The organism is Natronolimnohabitans innermongolicus JCM 12255 (genome assembly GCF_000337215.1).
Classification (GTDB): Archaea; Halobacteriota; Halobacteria; order Halobacteriales; family Natrialbaceae; genus Natronolimnohabitans; species Natronolimnohabitans innermongolicus.
On sequence record NZ_AOHZ01000002.1, the window covers coordinates 113,492 to 133,943 of the forward strand.

At 65.2% G+C, this 20,452-nt stretch carries 19 protein-coding genes and 1 pseudogene; 12 read left to right on the plus strand and 8 right to left on the minus strand.

Annotated elements, in window-relative coordinates; translation table 11 throughout:
- Positions 1 to 150: 150 nt before the first annotated feature.
- Together gatA and gatC are read right to left on the minus strand one after the other, a co-directional pair.
- Positions 151 to 1,419: an Asp-tRNA(Asn)/Glu-tRNA(Gln) amidotransferase subunit GatA gene (gene gatA / locus C493_RS00545; RefSeq protein WP_007257427.1), complete on the minus strand. Its 1,269-nt coding sequence runs from the start codon at positions 1,417 to 1,419 to the stop codon at positions 151 to 153.
- Positions 1,420 to 1,421: 2 nt separating this feature from the next.
- Positions 1,422 to 1,700: an Asp-tRNA(Asn)/Glu-tRNA(Gln) amidotransferase subunit GatC gene (gene gatC / locus C493_RS00550; RefSeq protein ID WP_007257428.1), complete on the minus strand. Its 279-nt coding sequence runs from the start codon at positions 1,698 to 1,700 to the stop codon at positions 1,422 to 1,424.
- A gap of 234 nt (positions 1,701 to 1,934) precedes the next feature.
- Between gatC and C493_RS00555 the strand changes: the two genes are divergently transcribed.
- The 10 genes from C493_RS00555 to C493_RS00595 all read left to right on the plus strand — a co-directional run bounded on the left by C493_RS00555 (position 1,935) and on the right by C493_RS00595 (position 13,498).
- Entirely contained in the window at positions 1,935 to 2,999 is a 1,065-nt protein-coding gene (locus tag C493_RS00555) for a transcription initiation factor IIB (RefSeq protein ID WP_007257429.1), read from the plus strand.
- Between the two features lie 125 nt (positions 3,000 to 3,124).
- Positions 3,125 to 3,250, plus strand: a complete 126-nt coding sequence (locus C493_RS23995; RefSeq protein WP_007257430.1) for a hypothetical protein — start codon at positions 3,125 to 3,127, stop codon at positions 3,248 to 3,250.
- A 107-nt stretch (positions 3,251 to 3,357) separates the two neighbouring features.
- A complete protein-coding gene (locus tag C493_RS00560; RefSeq protein ID WP_007257431.1) occupies positions 3,358 to 4,284 on the plus strand; it encodes an alpha/beta fold hydrolase in 927 nt (308 codons plus the stop codon).
- A gap of 101 nt (positions 4,285 to 4,385) precedes the next feature.
- A complete protein-coding gene (locus C493_RS00565) occupies positions 4,386 to 7,073 on the plus strand; it encodes a PAS domain S-box protein (RefSeq protein WP_007257432.1) in 2,688 nt (895 codons plus the stop codon).
- A 135-nt stretch (positions 7,074 to 7,208) separates the two neighbouring features.
- Complete coding sequence (locus tag C493_RS00570; protein ID WP_007257433.1) at positions 7,209 to 7,883, plus strand: helix-turn-helix domain-containing protein; 675 nt, start codon at positions 7,209 to 7,211, stop codon at positions 7,881 to 7,883.
- 436 nt (positions 7,884 to 8,319) lie between these two features.
- Positions 8,320 to 10,065: a 4Fe-4S ferredoxin N-terminal domain-containing protein gene (locus C493_RS00575; protein WP_007257434.1), complete on the plus strand. Its 1,746-nt coding sequence runs from the start codon at positions 8,320 to 8,322 to the stop codon at positions 10,063 to 10,065.
- On the plus strand, positions 10,065 to 11,435 hold the full coding sequence (nrfD, locus tag C493_RS00580; RefSeq protein ID WP_007257435.1) for an NrfD/PsrC family molybdoenzyme membrane anchor subunit: 1,371 nt from the start codon (positions 10,065 to 10,067) through the stop codon (positions 11,433 to 11,435). The genes C493_RS00575 and nrfD overlap by 1 nt, the downstream gene beginning before the upstream one ends.
- The gene (locus tag C493_RS00585; protein WP_007257436.1) at positions 11,432 to 11,743 is read left to right on the plus strand and encodes a hypothetical protein; all 312 of its coding nucleotides are present in this window, start codon (positions 11,432 to 11,434) and stop codon (positions 11,741 to 11,743) included. Before nrfD ends, C493_RS00585 begins: the two co-directional genes overlap by 4 nt.
- A 176-nt stretch (positions 11,744 to 11,919) precedes the next feature.
- Positions 11,920 to 12,207: a hypothetical protein gene (locus tag C493_RS00590; RefSeq protein ID WP_007257437.1), complete on the plus strand. Its 288-nt coding sequence runs from the start codon at positions 11,920 to 11,922 to the stop codon at positions 12,205 to 12,207.
- Positions 12,208 to 12,406: 199 nt separating this feature from the next.
- Positions 12,407 to 13,498 (plus strand): Mrp/NBP35 family ATP-binding protein, encoded by a 1,092-nt coding sequence (locus C493_RS00595; RefSeq protein ID WP_007257438.1) that lies wholly within the window; start codon positions 12,407 to 12,409, stop codon positions 13,496 to 13,498.
- A gap of 102 nt (positions 13,499 to 13,600) precedes the next feature.
- Here C493_RS00595 and C493_RS00600 read toward each other — a convergent pair whose 3' ends face one another.
- The 6 genes from C493_RS00600 to C493_RS00620 form a co-directional block, all read right to left on the minus strand.
- On the minus strand, positions 13,601 to 13,864 hold the full coding sequence (locus C493_RS00600; protein ID WP_007257439.1) for an amphi-Trp domain-containing protein: 264 nt from the start codon (positions 13,862 to 13,864) through the stop codon (positions 13,601 to 13,603).
- A 104-nt stretch (positions 13,865 to 13,968) separates the two neighbouring features.
- Entirely contained in the window at positions 13,969 to 15,108 is a 1,140-nt protein-coding gene (locus tag C493_RS00605; RefSeq protein ID WP_007257440.1) for an asparagine synthetase B family protein, read from the minus strand.
- A complete protein-coding gene (locus C493_RS00610) occupies positions 15,105 to 15,791 on the minus strand; it encodes a PHP domain-containing protein (RefSeq protein ID WP_007257441.1) in 687 nt (228 codons plus the stop codon). Before C493_RS00610 ends, C493_RS00605 begins: the two co-directional genes overlap by 4 nt.
- Positions 15,792 to 15,891: 100 nt before the next feature.
- A complete protein-coding gene (locus tag C493_RS00615) occupies positions 15,892 to 16,338 on the minus strand; it encodes a UPF0179 family protein (RefSeq protein WP_007257442.1) in 447 nt (148 codons plus the stop codon).
- 148 nt (positions 16,339 to 16,486) lie between these two features.
- Positions 16,487 to 16,639, minus strand: coding sequence for a hypothetical protein (locus C493_RS22925; RefSeq protein WP_161606871.1), 153 nt, complete (start codon positions 16,637 to 16,639; stop codon positions 16,487 to 16,489).
- A 15-nt stretch (positions 16,640 to 16,654) separates the two neighbouring features.
- On the minus strand, positions 16,655 to 17,104 hold the full coding sequence (locus tag C493_RS00620) for a DUF5820 family protein (protein WP_007257443.1): 450 nt from the start codon (positions 17,102 to 17,104) through the stop codon (positions 16,655 to 16,657).
- A 627-nt stretch (positions 17,105 to 17,731) separates the two neighbouring features.
- Between C493_RS00620 and C493_RS00630 the strand changes: the two genes are divergently transcribed.
- The gene (locus C493_RS00630; protein ID WP_007257445.1) at positions 17,732 to 19,804 is read left to right on the plus strand and encodes a PrkA family serine protein kinase; all 2,073 of its coding nucleotides are present in this window, start codon (positions 17,732 to 17,734) and stop codon (positions 19,802 to 19,804) included.
- A 20-nt stretch (positions 19,805 to 19,824) separates the two neighbouring features.
- Positions 19,825 to 20,452, plus strand: a pseudogene (locus C493_RS00635) (kinase anchor protein); the annotation flags it as partial.

Here is a 20,452-nt window from a genome sequence, read left to right on the forward strand (position 1 = left end):
GTGGGCAGTAGGCGATTACCGAGCGATCAGTTAGCTGTGTGTACAGTTAGCAAAGTTGCTATAAAAAGCTATCCCTCGGCTCAGCCGTCGAGTTGCGGTTCGAACCGGACGAACGGGGTTCACGGTGACCCGGGCGAGTGCCGATCCGTCTCAGGCCAGGGCGCTCGCGGCGCGGATCAGCCGCTCCTCGCCGAAGGCGGGGCCGACGAGCTGGAGGCCGACGGGGAGGCCGTCGGTTTCGCCCGCGGGAACGGAGATCGCTGGCAGATCGGCGAGGTTGACCGGGACGGTGTTCGCGTCGGCCAGGTACATCTGCAGCGGGTCGTCCAGGCTCTCGCCGAGTTCGAACGGCGGGACGGGCATCGTTGGACTGGCGAGGACGTCGGCCTCCGACAGCGCCTCGTCGAAGTCCTGCTTGACCCACGCGCGGGCGTCCTGGGCTTTCTTGTAGTACTTGTCGTGGTAGCCCGCCGAGAGGGCGTACGTCCCGAGCAGGATCCGGCGTTTGACCTCGTCGCCGAAGCCCTCCTTGCGGGTCTGGGCGAACGTCTCGTTCCAGTTCCCCTCGGCGTCGGCGGAGTGGCCGTAGCGGACGCCGTCGAACCGGGCGAGGTTCGAGGAGGCTTCCGACATCGCGATCACGTAGTAGGCCTCGACGGCGTGTTCGACCGACGGCAGGGAGACCTCGTGGTACTCCGCGCCCCGGTCCTCGAGGTCGGCGATGGCGTCCCAGAAGGTGTCGACGACGCCCTCGTCTGCGCCCTCGAGTAGCTCCGTCGGGACGCCGATCGTCAGGCCGTCGACGTCGCCGGTGGCGGCGGCCGCGTAGGTCGCGTCGTCGCCCTCGGCTCTGGTGGTGGCGTCTCGTTCGTCGCTCCCGGCGATCACGTCGAGCAGCGCCGCGGCGTCCTCGACGTTGTTCGCGAAGGGGCCGATCTGCTCTAGGCTGTTACCGTAGGCGACGAGACCGTACCGCGAGACCAGCCCGTAGGTGGGCTTGATGCCGACGACGCCGCAAAACGCCGCGGGACAGCGGATCGAGCCGCCCGTATCGGTACCGAGCGCGACGTCCGCCTCGCCGGCGGCGACGGCGGCGGCCGACCCCCCGGAGGAACCCCCGGGAACGTGGCCCGGCGCGGCGGGGTTGTCGACCGAACCGAAGTACGAGGTTTCGTTCGTCGTCCCCATCCCGAACTCGTCCATGTTCGCCTTGCCGACGACGATCGCGCCGGCGTCTTTCAACCGCTTGACGACCGTCGCGTCGTACGGCGGGACGTACTCCTCGAGCATCCGCGAACCGCAGGTCGTCCGGACGCCCTCGGTCGAGATGTTGTCCTTGACGGCGACGGTTGTTCCCGCGAGCGGGCCGTCGTCGGCGCCGTCGATGCGCTCTTCGGTGATGTAGATGTTCTCGGACATGATCAGGAAACGTTCGGGCCCTTGAAGTAGCCGTCTTCGGTCTCGGGGGCGTTCTCGAGGGCGGCCTCGCGATCCAGCGAGTCGCGCTCCTCGTCCGGCCGCATGACGTTCGTCAACTCGGCCTCGCGATCGACCTCGGGTACCTCGTCTAAGGTCTCGAAGTACTCGAGGATGTCCGCGAACTGTCCCGCGAACCGGTCGACCTCGTCGTCGTCGAGGTCGACGCGAGCGAGTCCCGCGACGTGGCGGACCTCCTCGGGATTAACGGCATCGTCGCTCATGGTTGCTCGCACTGCCCAGCGGGGAGTAAGGGTTTCGATACCGGCCGTCGAGCGGACCGAGACGCGTCGTCGTCGTCCGCGCCTCCGTCGCGTCGTTCAACGCGAGACTGCGCGTTCGAACCGAGCGACAGCGGCCCGTTCATCTCACAACACTATCGAAGAATTTAAGTGGCCGGAGTGATATGGTGTATTCCACGACGGAGCGTTTTCCAGCGATCCCTCTACTTCGACACAATGACCCAGACGCGAACACGGCGCGGTGAGCAGCGCCAGCGCGACCGCGAGTCCGAGACCTCGAGCGAACAGTCGACCGAGCGAGAGCAGTGTCCGGAGTGTGCGGGCCGACTCGTCTCCGACGCGGAACACGCCGAGACCGTCTGCGAGGACTGCGGTCTCGTCGTCGAGGAGGGCGAAATCGACCGCGGCCCCGAGTGGCGGGCCTTCGACGCCGCCGAGAAAGACGAGAAGTCCCGCGTCGGCGCCCCGACGACGAACATGATGCACGACCAGGGGCTGTCGACGAACATCGGCTGGCAGGACAAAGACGCCTACGGCCGCTCGCTCTCGAGTCGCCAGCGCCAGAAGATGCAGCGACTTCGCACCTGGAACGAGCGCTTCCGCACCCGCGACTCCAAGGAGCGCAACCTCAAGCAGGCCCTTGGCGAGATCGACCGCATGGCCTCCGCGCTGGGCTTACCTGAGAACGTTCGCGAGACTGCGAGCGTCATCTATCGGCGCGCCCTCGAGGAGGACCTGCTCCCGGGCCGATCGATCGAAGGCGTCGCGACGGCCTCGCTGTACGCGTCNAGCGTCATCTATCGGCGCGCCCTCGAGGAGGACCTGCTCCCGGGCCGATCGATCGAAGGCGTCGCGACGGCCTCGCTGTACGCGTCGGCCCGACAGGCTGGCACGCCGCGCAGCTTAGACGAAATCTCGGCCGTCAGCCGCGTCGAGAAAGACGAGGTCGCCAGAACCTACCGATACGTCATCCGCGAACTCGGACTCGAGGTCAAGCCCGCCGATCCCGAGAGCTACGTGCCCCGCTTCGCCAGCGACCTCGAACTCTCCGACGAGACCGAACGCCGCGCCCGAAGCCTCCTCTCGACGGCGAAAGACCGGGGCATCCACAGCGGCAAGTCGCCGGTCGGCCTCGCGGCCGCCGCCGTCTACGCCGCCGCACTGCTGACCAACGAGAAGGTCACCCAGAACGACGTCAGCGAGGTCGCCAGCATCTCCGAGGTCACGATCCGCAACCGCTATCACGAACTGCTCGAGGCCGAAGAGCAGGCGCCGGTCTGATACGCCGCCGGCCACAGCCGTCGCGGGAGTCAATCCCGTCTTTCCGAGCGTTATTGCGATACTAACTGTTTCGATGGTCGAATAATCACTCCATAGTGAAGGTCACGCCTCGATACTGGTCGGGTATGAACTGCGATAACTGTGACACCGACGAGGTCGCGTACACCCTGACGACCCACGTCGCGGACGAACCGAGCGAGCAGATCGATCTACACTTCTGCTCGAGCGAGTGTCTGCGCGTCTGGACCTGAGCCGACCGCCGAGACGCGGACTCGATCGGGCCCATCGTGATTCCCGGCGATGCGTCGGCGCGAGTGCGCCCCAAAGGTGTTTTACGATCAGCGTCGACGGGTCTCCCATGAGTGCGACCGCCGTCGACCGAGCCGAAACCGGCGCCGAACTCCTGTCGACGGTCGACGCGACGTCGTCCGTCAGAACCGTCAACGGCGTCCGACTGCACGTCGTCGCCGCCGGTGACGACGACGATCCGCTCGTCGTCTTGCTTCACGGGTTTCCCGAGTTCTGGTACGGCTGGTACCGCCAGCTCGAGGCGCTGGTCGACGCCGGCTACCGGGTGCTCGTCCCGGACCAGCGAGGATACAACCTGAGCGAGAAACCCGACGGCGTGGCCGCGTACCGGACGAGCGAGTGTGCCCGGGATATCGTCGAGTTGATCGCGACCGAGGGCCGAGACGCCGCGCGCGTCGTCGGCCACGACTGGGGCGGACTCGTCGCCTGGGACCTCGCGCTTCGGCACCCGTCCGCGGTCGAACGGCTCGCGATCGTCAACGCGCCCCATCCGACCGTCTTCCGGCGCCACCTGCTCGCGAACCCCGAGCAACTGCGCCGGAGCTGGTACGCCGCCTGTTTCCAGCTCCCGCGCCTGCCCGAACTCGCCTGCCGGGCCGGCGACTACCGCCTCCTCGAGCGGGCGCTTCGCGAGACCGCCGCGCCGGGGACGTTCTCGGACGCCGATCTGGATCGGTACCGTCGCGCCTGGGCGCAGAAGGGCGCGTTGACGGGGATGATCAACTGGTACCGGGCGTCGGTCCGCGCGCCGTCGCCACCGCCGCGAGAGCGGGTCGACGCGCCCGCGCTCATCGTCTGGGGTGAGGCCGACGACGCGCTGACCGCGCCGCTCGCGACTGATAGCCGTCTACAGTGTTCGAACGGCCGACTCGAGTTACTCCCCGAAACGAGCCACTGGGTCCAACACGAACGACCGGCGCGGCTCACCGAACTCCTGCTCGAGTCCTTCGCGGATGCGGGCTCGGATCGCCACTGAGTCGGCCGATCGGCGGTCGATTTTGCGCGCCCTCGAACGCACTCGAGGGCAGTCGTGCGACTCGGAAGAGCATTTAACGACGGACCACTACAGACGAGGTAATGGTAGAACGGGGCGAAACGGGGGAGCCGAACGCTCGGCGGAACCGAGACGGTGACCCCTCCCCGGAAGCGTATCGATCGCTCGTCGAATCCCTCGGCGAGGGCGTCTTTCGACTCGATGCCGCCGGTCGATTTACGCTCGTCAACCGGGCGCTGACGGAGCTCACCGGCTACGATCGGACGCAGCTTCTGGACGAACACGTTTCGACCGTTCTTACGGACCGCGACGGCGACCGGATCGACCGCGACCTCGAGTCGGTACTCGCGGCCGACGGGCCGACCGAAACCGTACTCGAGGCGGCCCTCGAGTCGACGGACGGCGACGTCGTTCCCTGCGAGGTACGGCTCAGTACCGCGACGGCATCGAGCGCGGAACCCGGTATCGTCGGTACCGTTCGCGAACGAGCGACGCCGGTCGAACGCGGCGACGCGCTTTCGCCGGTCTGGGAGACGTACGAATCGATCGCCACCGTCATCGACGAGACCGACGTGGGCGTGTTCGTCCTCGACGACTCGTTCGATATCGCGTGGATCGACGAACACATCGAGCAGTACTTCGGCGTCGACCGAGCCGACCTCATCGGCCGGCACAAACCGACGGTCATCGAGGAGACGATTCGCGACCGCGTCGACGACCCCGAGACGTTTTCCGAGACCGTGCTGGCGACGTACGCTGACAACAGTTACGTCGAACAGTTCGAGTGTCGGATCACGCCCGACGACGACCGCGAGGAACGCTGGCTCGAACACCGAAGCACGCCGATCGAGTCGGGCCGATACGCCGGCGGACGCCTCGAGCTCTACTACGATATCACCGAGCGAAAGGAGTCCCAGCGCGCCCAGCGAGAGAGCGAGCTTCGATTCCAATCGCTGGTCGATGCGGTCGACGAGTACGCGATCTTCATGCTCGATCCCGAGGGCCACGTTATGAGCTGGAACGAGGGGGCCAGACAGCTCAAGGGGTACGAATCCGACGAGATCCTCGGCGAACACCTGTCGGCGTTCTACACCGATTCCGCCCGTGCGGACGGCGTTCCCGAGCGAAACCTCGCCCGCGCTCGGGAGTCGGGCTCCACCGAGAACGAAGGCTGGCGTATCCGTGCGGACGGGTCGCGATTCTGGGCGAACGTGTCCATCACGGCAATTCGCGAGGACGGTGAAATCCAGGGCTACGCCAAGGTAACGCGCGATATGACCGACCGCCGAGCGCGCGAACAACAGCTCCAGCGCGAACGCGATCTGGTCGAGCGCATCCTCGAGACGAGTCCGGTCGGCATCGCCGTGATCGAGCCCGACGGGACGATAACCAGGACGAACGGCCGGATGGCGGAGCTACTCGATCTATCGGCCGAAGACGAGGCACCGGCGACCGCTCGCCGATCGGCGTTCGACGAGTACGGGGGTCGACTCCCCGTCGACGAGTGGCCGGTGAGTCAGGTTTTCGAGACCGGCAAAGCGGTGTACGACCGAGAGCTCCTACTCGAGCCGCCGGACGGGCCGCGGCGCTGGCTCTCGATCAACGCGACGCCGATCACCGACGAACAGGGGTCGCCCGAACGGGTCGTGACGACCGCGACCGACATTACCGATCTGAAACAGCTCGCACGGCAGCGAAAGCGCGAACTCGAGGAACGGGAGAAGGAGCTCACGGCCGTCCAGCTCGTGACGACGATGCTCGAGGCCAACGAGCAGTCGGTCGACGAGCTGCTAGCCGAGTTCGTGACGGAGCTCCCCCAGTTCTTTCGCTCCCCTGACGACACCGCGGTTCGCGTCTCGATCGGCGACGACGAGCGGGCGACCGACGACTACGAACCGACCGACCAGCGGATTTCCGCCCGGACTCGTACGGATCGGGGGACGCAACTTCGGATCGACGTCACCCGACTCGACGCGGCGACCGGCGAGTCCCAGCCGTTCCTCTCCGAAGAGCGCGAACTGATCGACACGCTCGCGACCATGCTCCGATTCCACGTCGAGCGACAGGGGTACATCGAAGATTTGCGGGCCGAAACCAGACGCCTCGAACAGTTCGCCTACGCCGCCAGCCACGACCTGCAGGAACCGCTCCGAATGGTCTCCTCGTATCTGCAGTTGATCGAGCGGCGCTACGGCGACGCGCTCGACGACGACGGGCGCGAGTTCCTCGCGTTCGCCGTCGAGGGGGCCGAACGGATGCGGGCGATGATCGACGGCCTGCTGGCGTACTCCCGGATCGAAACCAGCGGCGGCCCGTTCGAACCCGTCGACCTGAACGACGTTCTCGAGGATGTCGTAACGGCTCTCGAGCCCGAGGTCGCGGAGGCCGACGCCGAGATTACCGTCGACTCGCTGCCTCGCGTGACGGGCGACGCCGAACAGCTCCGCCTCGCCTTCCGGAGTTTGCTCGAGAACGCGATCGAGTACAACGACGGTGAGCCCCACGTTGGCGTCGCGGCCGAACGGCGGGGGACGATGTGGGAGATTTCGGTCACCGACGACGGGATCGGGATCCCGCCGGCCGAACAGGAGCGGATTTTCGAGGTGTTCGAACGGCTCCACACGGTCGACGACCACCCCGGGACCGGTATCGGGCTGGCGCTGTGTAAGCGAATCGTCAACCGCCACGGCGGCGACGTCGGCGTCGAGTCGACCCCAGGCGAGGGATCGACGTTTACCGTGACGCTGCCGGTCGCTGACGACGACGCGTGAGCCGGTCCGCCGTCCCCTGACGGAGAGGCAGTTCGTCCGAACGCGCTCGGTCTCGAGCGGCGTGGATTCCCACCGAGTGGGAACGGTCGCGACGTATTCGAGGTGACGAGCACGTACTGTAGACTACTGGTTCGTATGGCTCAGGCGACGCTCACGGTCACGATGCCCGAACAGGTCTGGATCCAACAGCTGTCGACGGCGTACCCGGAGACGACCTTTCGGGTGCTGGCGGCGGTCCCCGGCGCGGAGCGTGGGTTCGCGCTCGTTCGGATCGCCGGCCAGCCGGTCGGCGACGTGATCGAGGACATGCGCGATCACCCCCAGATCACCGAACTCACGCTCGCCCAGTGGAGCGACAGCGAGGCGACCGTCCACTTCGAGACGACGGCGCCGCTGCTCCTGTTTTCCGCGCGAGACTCCGGCATGCCGATCGAACTGCCCGTCGAAATCGTCGACGGCGAGGCGACGATCGAGGTGACGGGCTCGCGGGACCGACTGGCCCAACTCGCCGAACAACTCGAGCGCTTCGGCCTCCAGTACCGGATCGACCACGTCCGCGAGCGCCTCCACGAGAGCCAACTCCTCTCGGATCGCCAGCTCGAGGTCCTCGCCGCCGCCGTCGAAGCGGGCTACTACGACACGCCGCGGCGCTGCTCGCTGACGGACCTCGCCGACCGCCTCGACATCGCGAAGTCGACCTGCAGCGAGACGTTACACCGCGCCGAGGAGGCGATCATCAAACGATACATCGAGGACGTCCCCGGACTCGAGCGCGACGGCGCCCTCGAGGAACAGCTCGCCGGTGACTGACGGCCAACTCGACCCGCTTTCGTCCCTGGCCACGAGACTACAGCAGCTGCTGGGGTTGCTCGCGGCTGTCGCCGGGTATTTCGGCTGAGTCGATCGTTACGGACGTTCCGACGAACCGGTTCGGTTTTTGTCTCGCTGGATCCAGGTAAACAAACTCCAGTCGAGTTGTCGATTCCGATACCGACTCACGTCTCAGCGATATGAACTACGTTAGAATCTTGACAGCCGGCCAGTTCAAGTGAAAGGTTTTATATTACAACTTATAATGCCGAACGTGTTCGAGTCGATTCTCACGCGGTGGAAATCGGCTCTATATTTCAACCTCGTCTAGTTGTGAGTCGGGGGTAGAGGATCCATATATGAGTAAATTCACGTGCGTGACGGCACGTAACTATTGTGTACAGACAGGGTTCTCGTCCGGAGGTGTTCGCTCTCGATGAGCGCGGACGACGAATCGTTCCACCCGCTCGGTAAAGAGTGGGAGTCGGAACTCGAGACGATGCTCGACGACACCGAGTACGATTCCGATCTCGGGATGGAGATGGCCCAGGACGCGATGCGGGTCACCAAAGGCGAGCTCTCGGAAGCCGAGTTCCACGAAAAGTACCACGAGGACGTCATGGACGAGTTCGGCGTCGACGACCGTCCGACCGAGGAGGCCTACGAGGCCGCCCAGCAGGAAGCGAAGGGCACCGTCGGGCGCATGCTCGACGCCTTCGACGGCGACGGCGACCAGTCCCGACGCGAGACGATGAAGAAAATGGGCGTCGGTGCGGCCGTCGGTCTCAGCGCCTGGGGTGCAAGCGCCGCCCCCGACGCGAGCTTCGGCTCGACCCAGGAAGGCGACGCCGCCGACGACGACAACGATGGGCTCCAGTGGGGGATGACCATCGACCTCGAGCGCTGTGACGGCTGTCTCTCCTGTGTCAGCGCCTGTTCGGAGGAGAACCAGCTCGATCAGGGTGTTAACTGGATGTACGTCCTCCGGCACGCCGAGGACGGCCAGACCGCCGACGACCTCGGCAACCACCCTGCCGGCGGATACGAGAACATGCTCGTCCGCCCGTGTCAGCACTGTACCGACGCCCCGTGTGAGAAGGTCTGTCCGACGACGGCCCGTCACACGCGCGACGAGGACGGTCTCGTTCTGACCGACTACGACGTCTGTATCGGCTGCCGGTACTGTCAGGTCGCCTGTCCCTACGGCGTCAACTACTTCCAGTGGGACGAACCTGACGTCGCATACGAGGACATTCCGTCGGAATCCGATGTACTTCCCGACGACCTCGATCCGGAGGACGCAGTTTACTCGGAATACGACGACATGGGCGACCGCTGGGTCGACGGTCGTGCTCCTCGCGGCGTGATGAGCAAGTGTACGATGTGTCCATCCCACCAGGATGGTCGACGCGGCGACGAAATGGTCGGCATGACCGCCTGTGAGAGCGCCTGTCCGCCGGGTGCGATCCAGTTCGGCAACGTCAACGATTCCGCCAGCGATCCCGAAAAGTACGCCAGCAACCCGAGTCGCGGTCGGACGCTCGAGCGACTCTCGCTGCCATCGGCCGACGAGGTCGAAGAGGAGCTCGAGGACGCCGACGGCGACGACCTCGAGGCCGTCCTCGACGCGGTCAGCTTCGATGGGATGGGCGACGACCTCGTCGATAACGAACACGGCCTCGGCATCCTGATCGCCCTCGAGATTACCGGCGAACACATGGGTGAAATGGGCGAGTCCGAGGGAACGGCTAATCTCGCCGACTACGAACAGCAGGTCCTCGACATCCTCGAAGTCGTCGAAGACCACGGCCTCGACCTCGGCAGCCAGGAGGTCCTCGCGGATCTCAGACTCGCCGACGCACCCGAGGAGGAAGAAGCGGAAGACGAGAACGGCGACGAAGACGAAAACGGCGACGAAGACGAAGCCGAAGCCGAGGACGACTTCGAAGGTCCCGACGAGGACGACGCACAGCGCCTCATCGAGATGTTCGCCGGCACGGCACCCTCGAGCTTCAAGCTGCTCGAGGACTTCGGCACCAACCCGAACATCCACTATCTCGGCAACGAGCCCGGACCGAACGCCGAGCAGGTCGAAGGGCCGGTCGCCTACGATAGCCTCGAGCTGACTGACAACCGCAAGGACGTCCTCGACGACAGTACGGTCACCGGAGGGCTGTACTGATGAGTACGAAGTCACCGACCGAGGCCGACATCCTGCGGCCGATCAAGAACACGTCGAAGACGTACTTCATCCTCTTTGCCGTCGCGGCGCTGGCGCTCGGCATCTTCCTCGTCGGCTGGGCCTACCAGCTCTACGAGGGCATGAGCGTCACCGGCCTCTCCGACTGGGGGACCGGCGGCGGCGTCACCTGGGGGCTGTACATCGGCGCGTTCATCTGGTGGGTCGGAATCGCACACGGGGGGATCATCCTCTCCGCCGCGGTTCGACTGCTCGGCATGGACCGATACATGCCGGTCGCCCGACTCGCAGAGATGCTGACGCTCGCCGGCCTCTCAGCCGCCGGTTTCTACATTATCGTCCACATGGGCCGTCCGGACCGGATGGTCACCAGCGTGCTGGGCCACTACCACATCACGGTCAACAACTCACCGCTGGTGTGGGACGTGACCGTCATTACGGCCTACTTCGTCCTGACGGCGACCTATCTCGGGCTGACGCTGCGATACGACATTACTCGCATGCGCGACGACCTGCCGGAAATCTTCAGTCCGATCTACAAGGTCATGACGCTCGGCTACACGAAAGAGGAAGACGATGTCATCGAGCGCATGGTCTGGTGGGTCGCCCTCGCGATCATCATCATGGCGCCGCTGCTGCTTCACGGCGGTGTGATTCCGTGGCTGTTCGCCTTGCTCTCGACGTACCCCGGCTGGTTCGGCGCGATTCAGGGGCCGCAGTTCCTCACCATCGCGCTGACGTCGGCGATCAGTGGCGTGATCCTGATCTCGTACGCGTTCCGACGCGCCTACGACTGGGACCACATCATCACTGACGACGTCTTCCGCGGGCTGCTCCTGTGGCTCGGGTTCTTCTGCCTGCTGTTCCTGTGGCTGCAGCTCCAGCAGCTCGTCTCCGGGAGCTTCTCGCCGACGACCGCCCACGAGGCTGCGACGGCCTCGAAGCTCTCGCACCCGGCGTACATCGTCCCGATCACGATGGTCCTCGGCGTCCTCGCGTTCATCTTCGCGACGACGATCCGTCCCGCGCTGTTCACGAAGGCGCGCGCGATCGCCGCCGCCGTCCTCGTGCTGGTCGCGACGCTGGTCGAGAAGACCTACTTCGTCGTCGCCGGTCTCTGGTATCCGGCGTTTAACATCTACGAGGCGACCCCCGGTGACTACTTCCCGAGTCTCATCGAGATGTCGTCCGTGCTGGGAACGATCGGCCTCGTGACGTTGTTCTTCCTCGCGATATCCAAGGTCGTGCCGGTGGTCGAACTCCACGCGGTCGAACACCTGCGCGGTGACCACGGCCACGGCCACGAAGACGAGACACACGAACACGAATCCGAACCCGAGGTGAAAGCATGAGCACGACCGCAACCCTTGCCGCACTCGCCGAACCGCTCTATCACGGGTACAGCGGCACCGACGGTGTGACCGGCTTCCCGAACATCGGGACCTACCTGATCTTCGGAGTCATCCTCTTTCCCGTCTACGTCATGGTCGTCGCCTGGTTCGCCGGCGAACCGCGCGACTCCAAGACCGGCGTGATGGGGGTCACCTACCTCGTCGGCATCACGGCCCAGATGTGGATCGGGATGTTCATCCTGACGCTCATCATCGGGGTCGTCTTCTTCGGCGGGCTCCCCGAACCGCTCGGCTCACCCGGTCCGTAGGGGTCTCGAGCGAATCGACTTCGACTGCAGCGGTTTTTCTTTGGTGACTCGACACCGACGACAGCGGTCGCCCTCGAGCCGACTCGAGTCGTCGAGACGCCTCGTGAGCGCCCTCGCCAGCCGTTCCATGCATTGGCATGGCAAATCACGACTTTGCTGTGCCGTGTACGGATCCTATGGCGCTCGCTGACACGCTGGCGACGGTCCTCTATCACGGCTACGAGGGGACCGAGGGCTGGACCGGGTTCCCCAACGAGGGGACGATCATCATCTTCGGGGTGGTCTTGTTGCCGATCTACGTCATGATCATCGCGTGGTTTACGGGCACGCCGCGCGCGACGAAGACGGGATTGCTCGGCGTCACCTACCTCGTCGGCATCGCGACGGCGATGTGGGTCTCGATGCTGATACTGACGGTGCTGATCGGCATCATCTTCTACGGCGCGGTGCCGAGCATCAGCTGAGACGGCCCGCTGTTCCGATTTGCCGACGCGACTCCAGCCCCGGTCACAGGCTTCCAGTAAGCGGTCTGAGTCCGCCCGCTCAGCGCGCTGTAGGAACCGCGAGACGCCTTCCCGAGCCGTCGCCGTCGCGGGTTCGAGCCCCGAACCATCACACGTATCCCGTTTCGATACCTTACGTCCGATAACGCACACTACCGCTATGAGTATCACTGAACACGAACTCAAGATCAAGCTCGAGGACGTCGAGGACCCGGATCTCGGCGAGGACATTATCACGCTCGGGCTGGTTAACGACGTCCGGATCGAGGACGAGACCGCCCGTATCGAACTCGCGTTCAACGCCCCTTACGCACCCTCCGAGATGGAACTGGGCAACCGGATCCGCGAGGTCGTCGACGAGGCCGGTCTCGAGCCCGACCTGCGGGCTCACGTCGGCTCCGAGCACGGGTTCGACGACGAGGTCCTGCCGCGAGTACGGAACGTCATCGCCGTCTCCTCCGGGAAAGGTGGCGTCGGAAAGACGACGGTCGCGGCCAACATCGCGGCCGGACTCGAGAAACGCGGCGCGATGGTCGGCTTGCTCGACGCCGACATCCACGGGCCGAACATCCCGCGGATCCTGCCGGTCGAGAGCGAACCCGGCGTGACGCCGAACGAGGACATCGTTCCGCCGCGTTCCGACGGCGTCCGGGTCATCAGCATGGGGATCATGACCCAGGAGGAAGACGATCCCGCGATCCTGCGCGGACCGATGGTTAACAAGTTCATGCTGAAGTTCCTGGAGGGCGTCGAGTGGGGCCGACTCGACTACCTCGTCGTCGACCTGCCGCCGGGGACGGGCGACGCGACGCTGAACCTGCTGCAGTCGATGCCGGTCACCGGCGCGGTCGTCGTCACGACGCCACAGGAGATGGCGCTGGACGACACCCGCAAGGGGATCGAGATGTTCCGCAAGCACGACACGCCCGTCCTGGGCGTCGTCGAGAACATGAGCACCTTCATCGCGCCGGATACGGGCAAAGAGTACAGCCTCTTCGGAACCGACGGCGCCCAGACGATCGTCGACAAGTACGACATCCCGCTGCTCGGCCAGATTCCGATCCACCCCGACTTCGGCGCCGAAGGCAGTGCGGGTGCGCTCGTCAAAGACGACGAGAGCGCGGTTCAGGAGACCCTCGAGGACCTCGTCGCGGACGTCTCCGACCGGATCGGGCAGGTCAACCGCCAGACCGTCGCCGACACCGTCGAGGGCGGTCCGGACAACAAGCTCCCGACCGAAACCGAAGACTGATCGGCTCGCTCGACGCGCCGAGAACGGGTGGGTCGACGCGCTGGATGGTGTCGACCGCGGACGTCGCCGGTCTCTCGTTTTCGTCCCAGTCGTCCGGAGCGACTACGGGTCGGGATCGGCCTCTGCCTCTTCGACCTCCCACTCGAGCGTGATCGTCATCTCCTCTCGCTCGCCGCCGAGCATCGGCGAGCGTTCCTGCACTTCGATGCCGTACTCGAGTTCGTGGGCCGGCGAGAGGCTCAACAGTTTGTTTCCGACCTGTATCTCGGCGGTGCCGTCGCCGCGGATCTCCTGTGCGACGGCCTGAAGCAGATCCGCTGCCTGATCGCGTGGGACTTCCGTCTCGTTCTCCGTTGTCTCGGCCATGGGGGATTCGCCACCGAGCGGATACAAATAGGTTGGCTGGGAATCGGCAGGCCGTGTCGTGGTCGAACGAGACCGGCGGCCGAACGCTCGCGTATCGTGAGTGATCAGGGATCGACGGGCGGTTCGGGCGCCTCGAGGCCGGGTGTAATCGAGCGGACGTACTTCGTCACGTGGTCGTCGATCCGACGCTTGTAACCGGCCTGTCTGGCCAGCCGATCGAGTTCGCGGGCGACCAGGCTGCCGTACTGGACGGCCTTCTTCTCGCGGTCGACGACCGGCTCCGGGAGGTGGGTCGCGGCGATCCGTCGAAGGCCGCGCTTGCGTTCGGTCTCGTCTGCCAGCAGTTCGTCCGGAAGTCGAAGCGCGGCCGCGACGACGGCATCGTGGAGGAAGGGCGCGACGGGTTCGAGCCCGGCCGCTTCCACGGCGCGAACGTCCCGCGGGAGCTGTTCGGGCAGAGTGGCGATCTGTTCCCGGACGGCGTCGCGGGTCGTCTCGGCCTCGACGCGGTGGTCGAGGCGAACGACCTTCTCGTAGCCGCCGAACAGTTCGTCGGCGCCCTGGCCGACCGCCAGCGCGTCGAAGCCGTCGTCGGCGACGCGCTCGCCGACCAGATACAGCGGCAGCGCGATCTGGACGTCCATCGCGTTCGTCCGGCCGGTCGCCTCGACGACGCGGGGGACGGCCCGCTCGAGGTCGGCCGGCTCGAGGTCGACGACGGTCAACTCGCGGCCCATCGCGTCGGCCGCGGATCGGGCGGCCTCGACGTCGTGACTCCCCGGGAAGCCGACGACGTACAGCGGCGCGTCGAGCAGTTCGGCGACTAGCGCGGAGTCGACGCCCCCGGAGAAGGCGACGGCGATCTCGCGGTCCCCGGCCCGGGCGTCGCTCGCGGCGGTCTCGATCGCGTCGGCGAGGGACTCGAGGGCGGCCGCGGGATCGGTCTCGGGTTCGGGTTCGGGGAGCGTCCAGCGTTGTTCGGGGTCGGCGGCGGGGACCGTCAGATCGAGTGTGGCCCCCGCCGGAAGGAGTTCGGGTTCCTCGAGCGCACCGGGTTCGAACGCCCACCGCGGGGCTGTTCCGGTGGAATCGACGTACACCGGAACGCGCCCGAGCACGTCGCGGACGAGCCGTTCGCTCTCGTCGTCCTCGAGGACGCCCCCGAAGCCGGCCGCACCGGGGAGCGGATCGTCGCCCTCGAGGGCGCGGCGAACGAGCGCGGGGTCGGCGCCGCGAAGCGTCATCGGAACAGCCCGACCATTGTGTTTCGCACGCGACGGCTGACGCCGCCGGCGGCCTGCCGGAAGCTGATGTGCCAGGGCGTTCGTTTGCCCTCGACGGAGGTTCGCCCCTCGCGAATCGCCGCGAGGATGGCGTCGGCGCTTCGTTCGTCGGCGTCGACGCGGGTGACCGCCTGTCCGACCATCTCGCTGATGTGGGCGTCGCTGCCGGCGGTCATCGGCAGGTTGCGAGACTGGGCGAAGCGCTCGGCCTGCCGGTTGGCGCGGCCGGTTAGCAGCCGGGAGTTGTAGACTTCGATGGCGTCGCCCATGGCGAGTTGTTCACGGTCGATCCGGGCCATGACGCCGTGTCGGGATTCCTGGAATGGGTGGGGAATCACCGCGAGGCCGTCTTGTTCCCAGATCGCCTCGAGGGTAGTCTCGTAGGAGAGGCCGGGCGGAACGGCGTCCTCGATACCGAAGCCGAGGATATGGCCGGCCTTGCTCGAGATCTCCATGGCGGGGATGCCGACCAGTCCGTACTCGGGGGCTCGTTCGGCGGCGGCGAGGCTCGCGTCGATCTCGTCGTGGTCGGTGACGGCGATCGCGTCCAGCCCGACCGCATCGGCCTGTTCTAAGATCAGTTCGACCGAGTCGCGGCCGTCGTAGGACAGCGACGAGTGCGCGTGGAGTTCAACCGACAGCACGGGTCTATCCACGAATTAGGTGGTCTCGATCAAAAACAACTCGGTCCGTCCTCCGACGGCGAAAATCGGGGGTGTCTCGGTCCGCAGAGAACACGCCGTCTCAGCCCTCGACGTCCAGTTCGACCAGCTCGAGCGACCGATCCAGGTGACAGACGTCGTGGGGCGGCTCGCCCAGGATGTCGGCGATCCGGTACTCCTCGTCGAACGCGACGCCGTCGGGCTCGCAGTACTCGTGGCTCGGGCACTCGACGTAGGGACACGGGCCGGAGAGACTCGTCTTGCTGCCCGCGAAGGCGCCCTTCGTGGGCACGTTCGCACGGACGGAGACCGGCTCGACCTCCACGGCGCGGACGCCGCCGTCGTGCATCGCACACTCTAAGGTCTGGGCGTTCTCGCGGACGGACGTGATGCGGTATCTGGTGTCGACCTCGAGGTTGAGACACTGGCTCCGGTAGGGACAGCCGGCGCAGGCGTCGGCCTCGCCGTGGTAGACGAACTCGGTTCCTGGCTCGGCGAGGCGGGTTCCGACGAGGGTGACGGTGGACATGCGCTCGAGTAGTTCCCCGTCGCGGTTAAGCGTCACGTCTCTTCCACCGTCCGACTCGGCGGCCAGTTTAACTCGACAAAGATAAGAAATAAGACACCTTCTCGTGCAGGCGTTGTTCGTCAGATTCGTCGACCAGCAGACGCGCGGTTCAGGTCGGCGATCGCCGGCGTTTGTCGCCGTCGCGACGGTTCTCGTCTTTCTCGGTGCGCCGTTCGTCGTCGGCGCGGTCCTCGAAATTCTCGTCGTCCAACTCGCCATCGTCGTTCTGGTGAGCGTCGTTCGACCGCGGATCGAGCCCCAAAGCGCCCGACGCCGATCACCTCGAGTCGGTCGTCGCCTCGCCGTCGTCGGCGCCGGTCAGTTCGTCGAGACGCTCGAAGTACGTCTCGCGGGGAACCTGGTAGAGGCCGCGGTAATCGACCTCGCCGGCGTCGAACGCTCGAGCGAGTTCAAGGACGCGCTCGAGCGCATCCTCTCGCGTCGCAAATCGATCCGTGTCGGCGTCGACGTCGGGCTCGAGGTAGAGCGTGACGTACCAGTCGTCGTCATCGGCACGGGACGTCGGATTGACCCGGGGTCGCCGGGTCCGTTTGCCGTGGGTGAGATACAGCGTCGGGAGGCACGCGGGCGGAAACGCCTCGGCGTCGAAGACATCGGGGCGGTACGCGAGGACGAGCCGACCGTCGTCGCCCTGGCTCCATCGCTGCCAGCCGTCGGGAAGCGACGATCGAAACGCGTCGGGATCGTCGGCTGCCGAATCGGTCATAGCGGTTCTAGAATCGGGACCCATAAATCCCCGTCGTCGAACGACCGAGGCGCGTCGAAATCCATTCGAACTAGTTGGTAAACTAATCGGTCTGTGTCGCGCGACCGCTTGCTCGAGCGCGCGCGACCGAGCCCGGCCCTCGCTGGCCGTACATTTATGCCGCAAATCGATCAACTTGTGCCGTGGTATCGAATATCACAATACTATCGAGGTAGTTTTTGCCTGTAATAAAGTTCTGCTAAATACCTTTTGGGGCTAAGGCTAAGTAGCTGGATTACTCACTCATTAAATACTATCGGTATCCGTTCGCCGGACCGATCCACTCCGCGCCCGTCCCCGGCGCGTCGTTGTCCAGCCGCCGACAGGGCGGTTGCGCAACGATATGTGGTAGACGACCACACATGACACGACAGATCGCCGCTCGCTGTCGAATGCCCTGCGTTGCGAGCCCCGCGCTCGTCTCGTCGAGCGACAGCGGCGGTGTCGCGTCGCCATCGAGTGACGCGTCACGACGGATTCCGACGGTTCGGCCACGACACCACGGTTGGTCGAACGACGTCCGCTCCACGACGGTCCGTGAGCGGACGGACGCAGCAAACGGGGGAGACCGAAACTGGCAATGATACCATGACCGGTGACATCGAGACACTCGAGACGCTCAGTACGGATTACAAAGAGTCGATGCCCGCAGACCTGCGGGAGACCAAGTCGTTCGACTGGTACTTAGAGGAGTGCTACGAGGACCCGAAGGTCACCCGCAACGCCCACCAGCGCGTCGCGGACATGTTCGACTACTACGGGACGACATACGACGAGACGGAAGGGGTCGTCGAGTACCGCCTCGCGAGCGAGGACCCCCTCAACGACGGTGAGAACACCTTCTACGGGAAGGTAATCCACCAGTCGATCCACGAGTTCGTCAACAAAGTCAAATCCGGTGCTCGCCGGCTCGGCCCCGAGCGGCGTATCAAGCTGTTGCTCGGCCCCGTCGGCTCCGGGAAGTCCCACTTCGACAAGCAGGTCCGCAAGTACTTCGAGGACTACACGCTCCGCGAGGAGGGGCGGATGTACACGTTCCGGTGGACCAACCTCTGTGATGTGATCAAGGATCAGGATCCTGCCGACGACACGGTTCGGTCGCCGATGAACCAGGATCCGCTCGTGCTCTTGCCCGTCGAACAGCGCCAGCAGGTTATCGACGATCTCAACGAGCGCCTCGAGGCGCCGTACACGATCCAGAACGAGCAGGCGCTGGACCCCGAAAGCGAGTTCTACATGGACAGGCTGCTCGCGTACTACGACGACGACCTGAAGCAGGTTCTCGACAACCACGTCGAGATCGTCCGCTTCGTCGCCGACGAGAACAAGCGCCAGGGTCTGGAGACGTTCGAACCCAAGGATAAGAAGAACCAGGACGAGACGGAGCTGACGGGCGACGTCAACTACTCGAAGATCGCCGTCTACGGCGAGAGCGACCCGCGCGCGTTCGACTACTCGGGGGCGTTCTGTAACGCGAACAGGGGGATCTTCAGCGGGGAAGAGCTCCTGAAGCTCCAGCGGGAGTTCCTCTACGACTTCCTGCACGCAACCCAGGAGCAGACGATCAAGCCGAAGAACAACCCGCGGATCGACATCGACCAGGTGATCGTCGGCCGGACGAACATGCCCGAGTACAAGGACAAGAAGGGCGACGAGAAGATGGAGGCCTTCAACGACCGCACCAAGCGGATCGACTTCCCGTACGTGCTCTCCTACGAGGACGAGGCCGAGATCTACAACAAGATGCTCAGCAACGCCGACGTCCCCGACATCAACGTCGAGCCCCACACCCTGGAGATGGCGGGGTTGTTCGGCGTCCTCACCCGCGTCGAAGAGCCCGACACCGAAACCGTCGATCTGCTCTCGAAGGCCAAAGCCTACAACGGCGAGATCGACGAGGGCGACGACATCGACATCAAGAAGCTCCGCGAGGAGGCCGCCCAGAAAGCCGAGATCGGCGAAGGAATGGTCGGCGTCTCGCCCCGATTTATCGGCGACGAGATCGCCGAGGCGATCATGGACTCGAAACACCGCAGCCGCGGGTTCCTCTCGCCGCTGACGGTGTTCAACTTCTTCGAGGAGAACTTAGAGCACCACGGTTCGATCCCCGAAGAGAACTTCGAGCAGTACTACCGCTACCTGGAGACGGTCCGCGAGGAGTACCGCGAGCGCGCCATCGAGGACGTCCGCCACGCGCTGGCCTACGACATCGACGAGATCCAGCGCCAGGGCGAGAAGTACATGGACCACGTGATGGCCTACATCGACGACGACACGATCGAGGACGACCTCACGGGCCGCGAACAGGAGCCAGACGAGACGTTCCTGCGCAGCGTCGAGGAGAAACTCGACGTGCCCGAAGACCGCAAGGACGACTTCCGTCAGGAGGTCTCGAACTGGGTGTCCCGTCGCGCCCGCGAGGGTGAGGCGTTCAACCCGCAGGACAACGAGCGCCTGCGTCGCGCCCTCGAGCGCAAGCTCTGGGAGGACAAGAAACACAACATCAACTTCTCCGCGCTGGTGTCGGCCAACGAGTTCGACGACGACGAGCGATCCTCGTGGATCGACGCGCTGATGGAGCAGGGTTACTCCGAGGGCGGCGCCAAGGAAGTCCTCGAGTTCGCCGGCGCGGAGGTCGCCAAGGCAGAGATGGACGATTAACATGACCGGAGACCCCTAACATGACCGGCGACGACTACGTTACCGAAGCCGACCGCACGCTAGAGGAGACCTACGAGGAGCCGATGGACCTCGCGACCTACGTCGATCGGATCTTCGAGAACCCGACGATCGCCTCCCACGCCTCGAAGTACCTCCTCGAGGCAATCGAGGCGGCCGGCACGCGGACCGTGGTCGAGGAAGGCGAGGAGAAAGAGCGCTACCGCTTCTTCGACGATCCGAACAACGACGGCGAGCACGCCATTCTCGGCAACACCGAGGTCCTGAACGGGTTCGTCGACGACCTCCGCTCGATCGCCGCGGGCCGGGCGAAAGACGAGAAGATCATCTGGTTCGAGGGTCCCACCGCGACGGGCAAATCCGAACTCAAGCGCTGTCTCGTCAACGGACTGTGCGAGTACTCCAAGACGGCCGAGGGTCGGCGATACACGATCGAGTGGAACGTCACGACCGCCGAGGCCGGCGACCGCGGCCTGAGCTACGGCAGCGGCGATCCGACCGCGGCCGACGACCAGCACTGGTACGAGAGTCCCGTACAGGCCCACCCCCTGTCGGTCTTCCCCGAAGACATCCGAACGGACATCCTCGAGGACCTGAACGCCGAACTCGACGACCACGTGCCCGTCCAGG

Bases quoted from the DNA above. Each gene is read 5' to 3' on its own strand.
- gatA (WP_007257427.1), bottom strand. From the start codon at position 1,419: ATGTCCGAGAACATCTACATCACCGAAGAGCGCATCGACGGCGCCGAC.
- gatC (WP_007257428.1), bottom strand. From the start codon at position 1,700: ATGAGCGACGATGCCGTTAATCCCGAGGAGGTCCGCCACGTCGCGGGA.
- C493_RS23995 (WP_007257430.1), top strand. From the start codon at position 3,125: ATGAACTGCGATAACTGTGACACCGACGAGGTCGCGTACACCCTGACG.
- C493_RS00560 (WP_007257431.1), top strand. From the start codon at position 3,358: ATGAGTGCGACCGCCGTCGACCGAGCCGAAACCGGCGCCGAACTCCTG.
- C493_RS00565 (WP_007257432.1), top strand. From the start codon at position 4,386: ATGGTAGAACGGGGCGAAACGGGGGAGCCGAACGCTCGGCGGAACCGA.
- C493_RS00570 (WP_007257433.1), top strand. From the start codon at position 7,209: ATGGCTCAGGCGACGCTCACGGTCACGATGCCCGAACAGGTCTGGATC.
- C493_RS00575 (WP_007257434.1), top strand. From the start codon at position 8,320: ATGAGCGCGGACGACGAATCGTTCCACCCGCTCGGTAAAGAGTGGGAG.
- nrfD (WP_007257435.1), top strand. From the start codon at position 10,065: ATGAGTACGAAGTCACCGACCGAGGCCGACATCCTGCGGCCGATCAAG.
- C493_RS00585 (WP_007257436.1), top strand. From the start codon at position 11,432: ATGAGCACGACCGCAACCCTTGCCGCACTCGCCGAACCGCTCTATCAC.
- C493_RS00590 (WP_007257437.1), top strand. From the start codon at position 11,920: ATGGCGCTCGCTGACACGCTGGCGACGGTCCTCTATCACGGCTACGAG.
- C493_RS00595 (WP_007257438.1), top strand. From the start codon at position 12,407: ATGAGTATCACTGAACACGAACTCAAGATCAAGCTCGAGGACGTCGAG.
- C493_RS00600 (WP_007257439.1), bottom strand. From the start codon at position 13,864: ATGGCCGAGACAACGGAGAACGAGACGGAAGTCCCACGCGATCAGGCA.
- C493_RS00605 (WP_007257440.1), bottom strand. From the start codon at position 15,108: ATGACGCTTCGCGGCGCCGACCCCGCGCTCGTTCGCCGCGCCCTCGAG.
- C493_RS00615 (WP_007257442.1), bottom strand. From the start codon at position 16,338: ATGTCCACCGTCACCCTCGTCGGAACCCGCCTCGCCGAGCCAGGAACC.
- C493_RS00620 (WP_007257443.1), bottom strand. From the start codon at position 17,104: ATGACCGATTCGGCAGCCGACGATCCCGACGCGTTTCGATCGTCGCTT.
- C493_RS00630 (WP_007257445.1), top strand. From the start codon at position 17,732: ATGACCGGTGACATCGAGACACTCGAGACGCTCAGTACGGATTACAAA.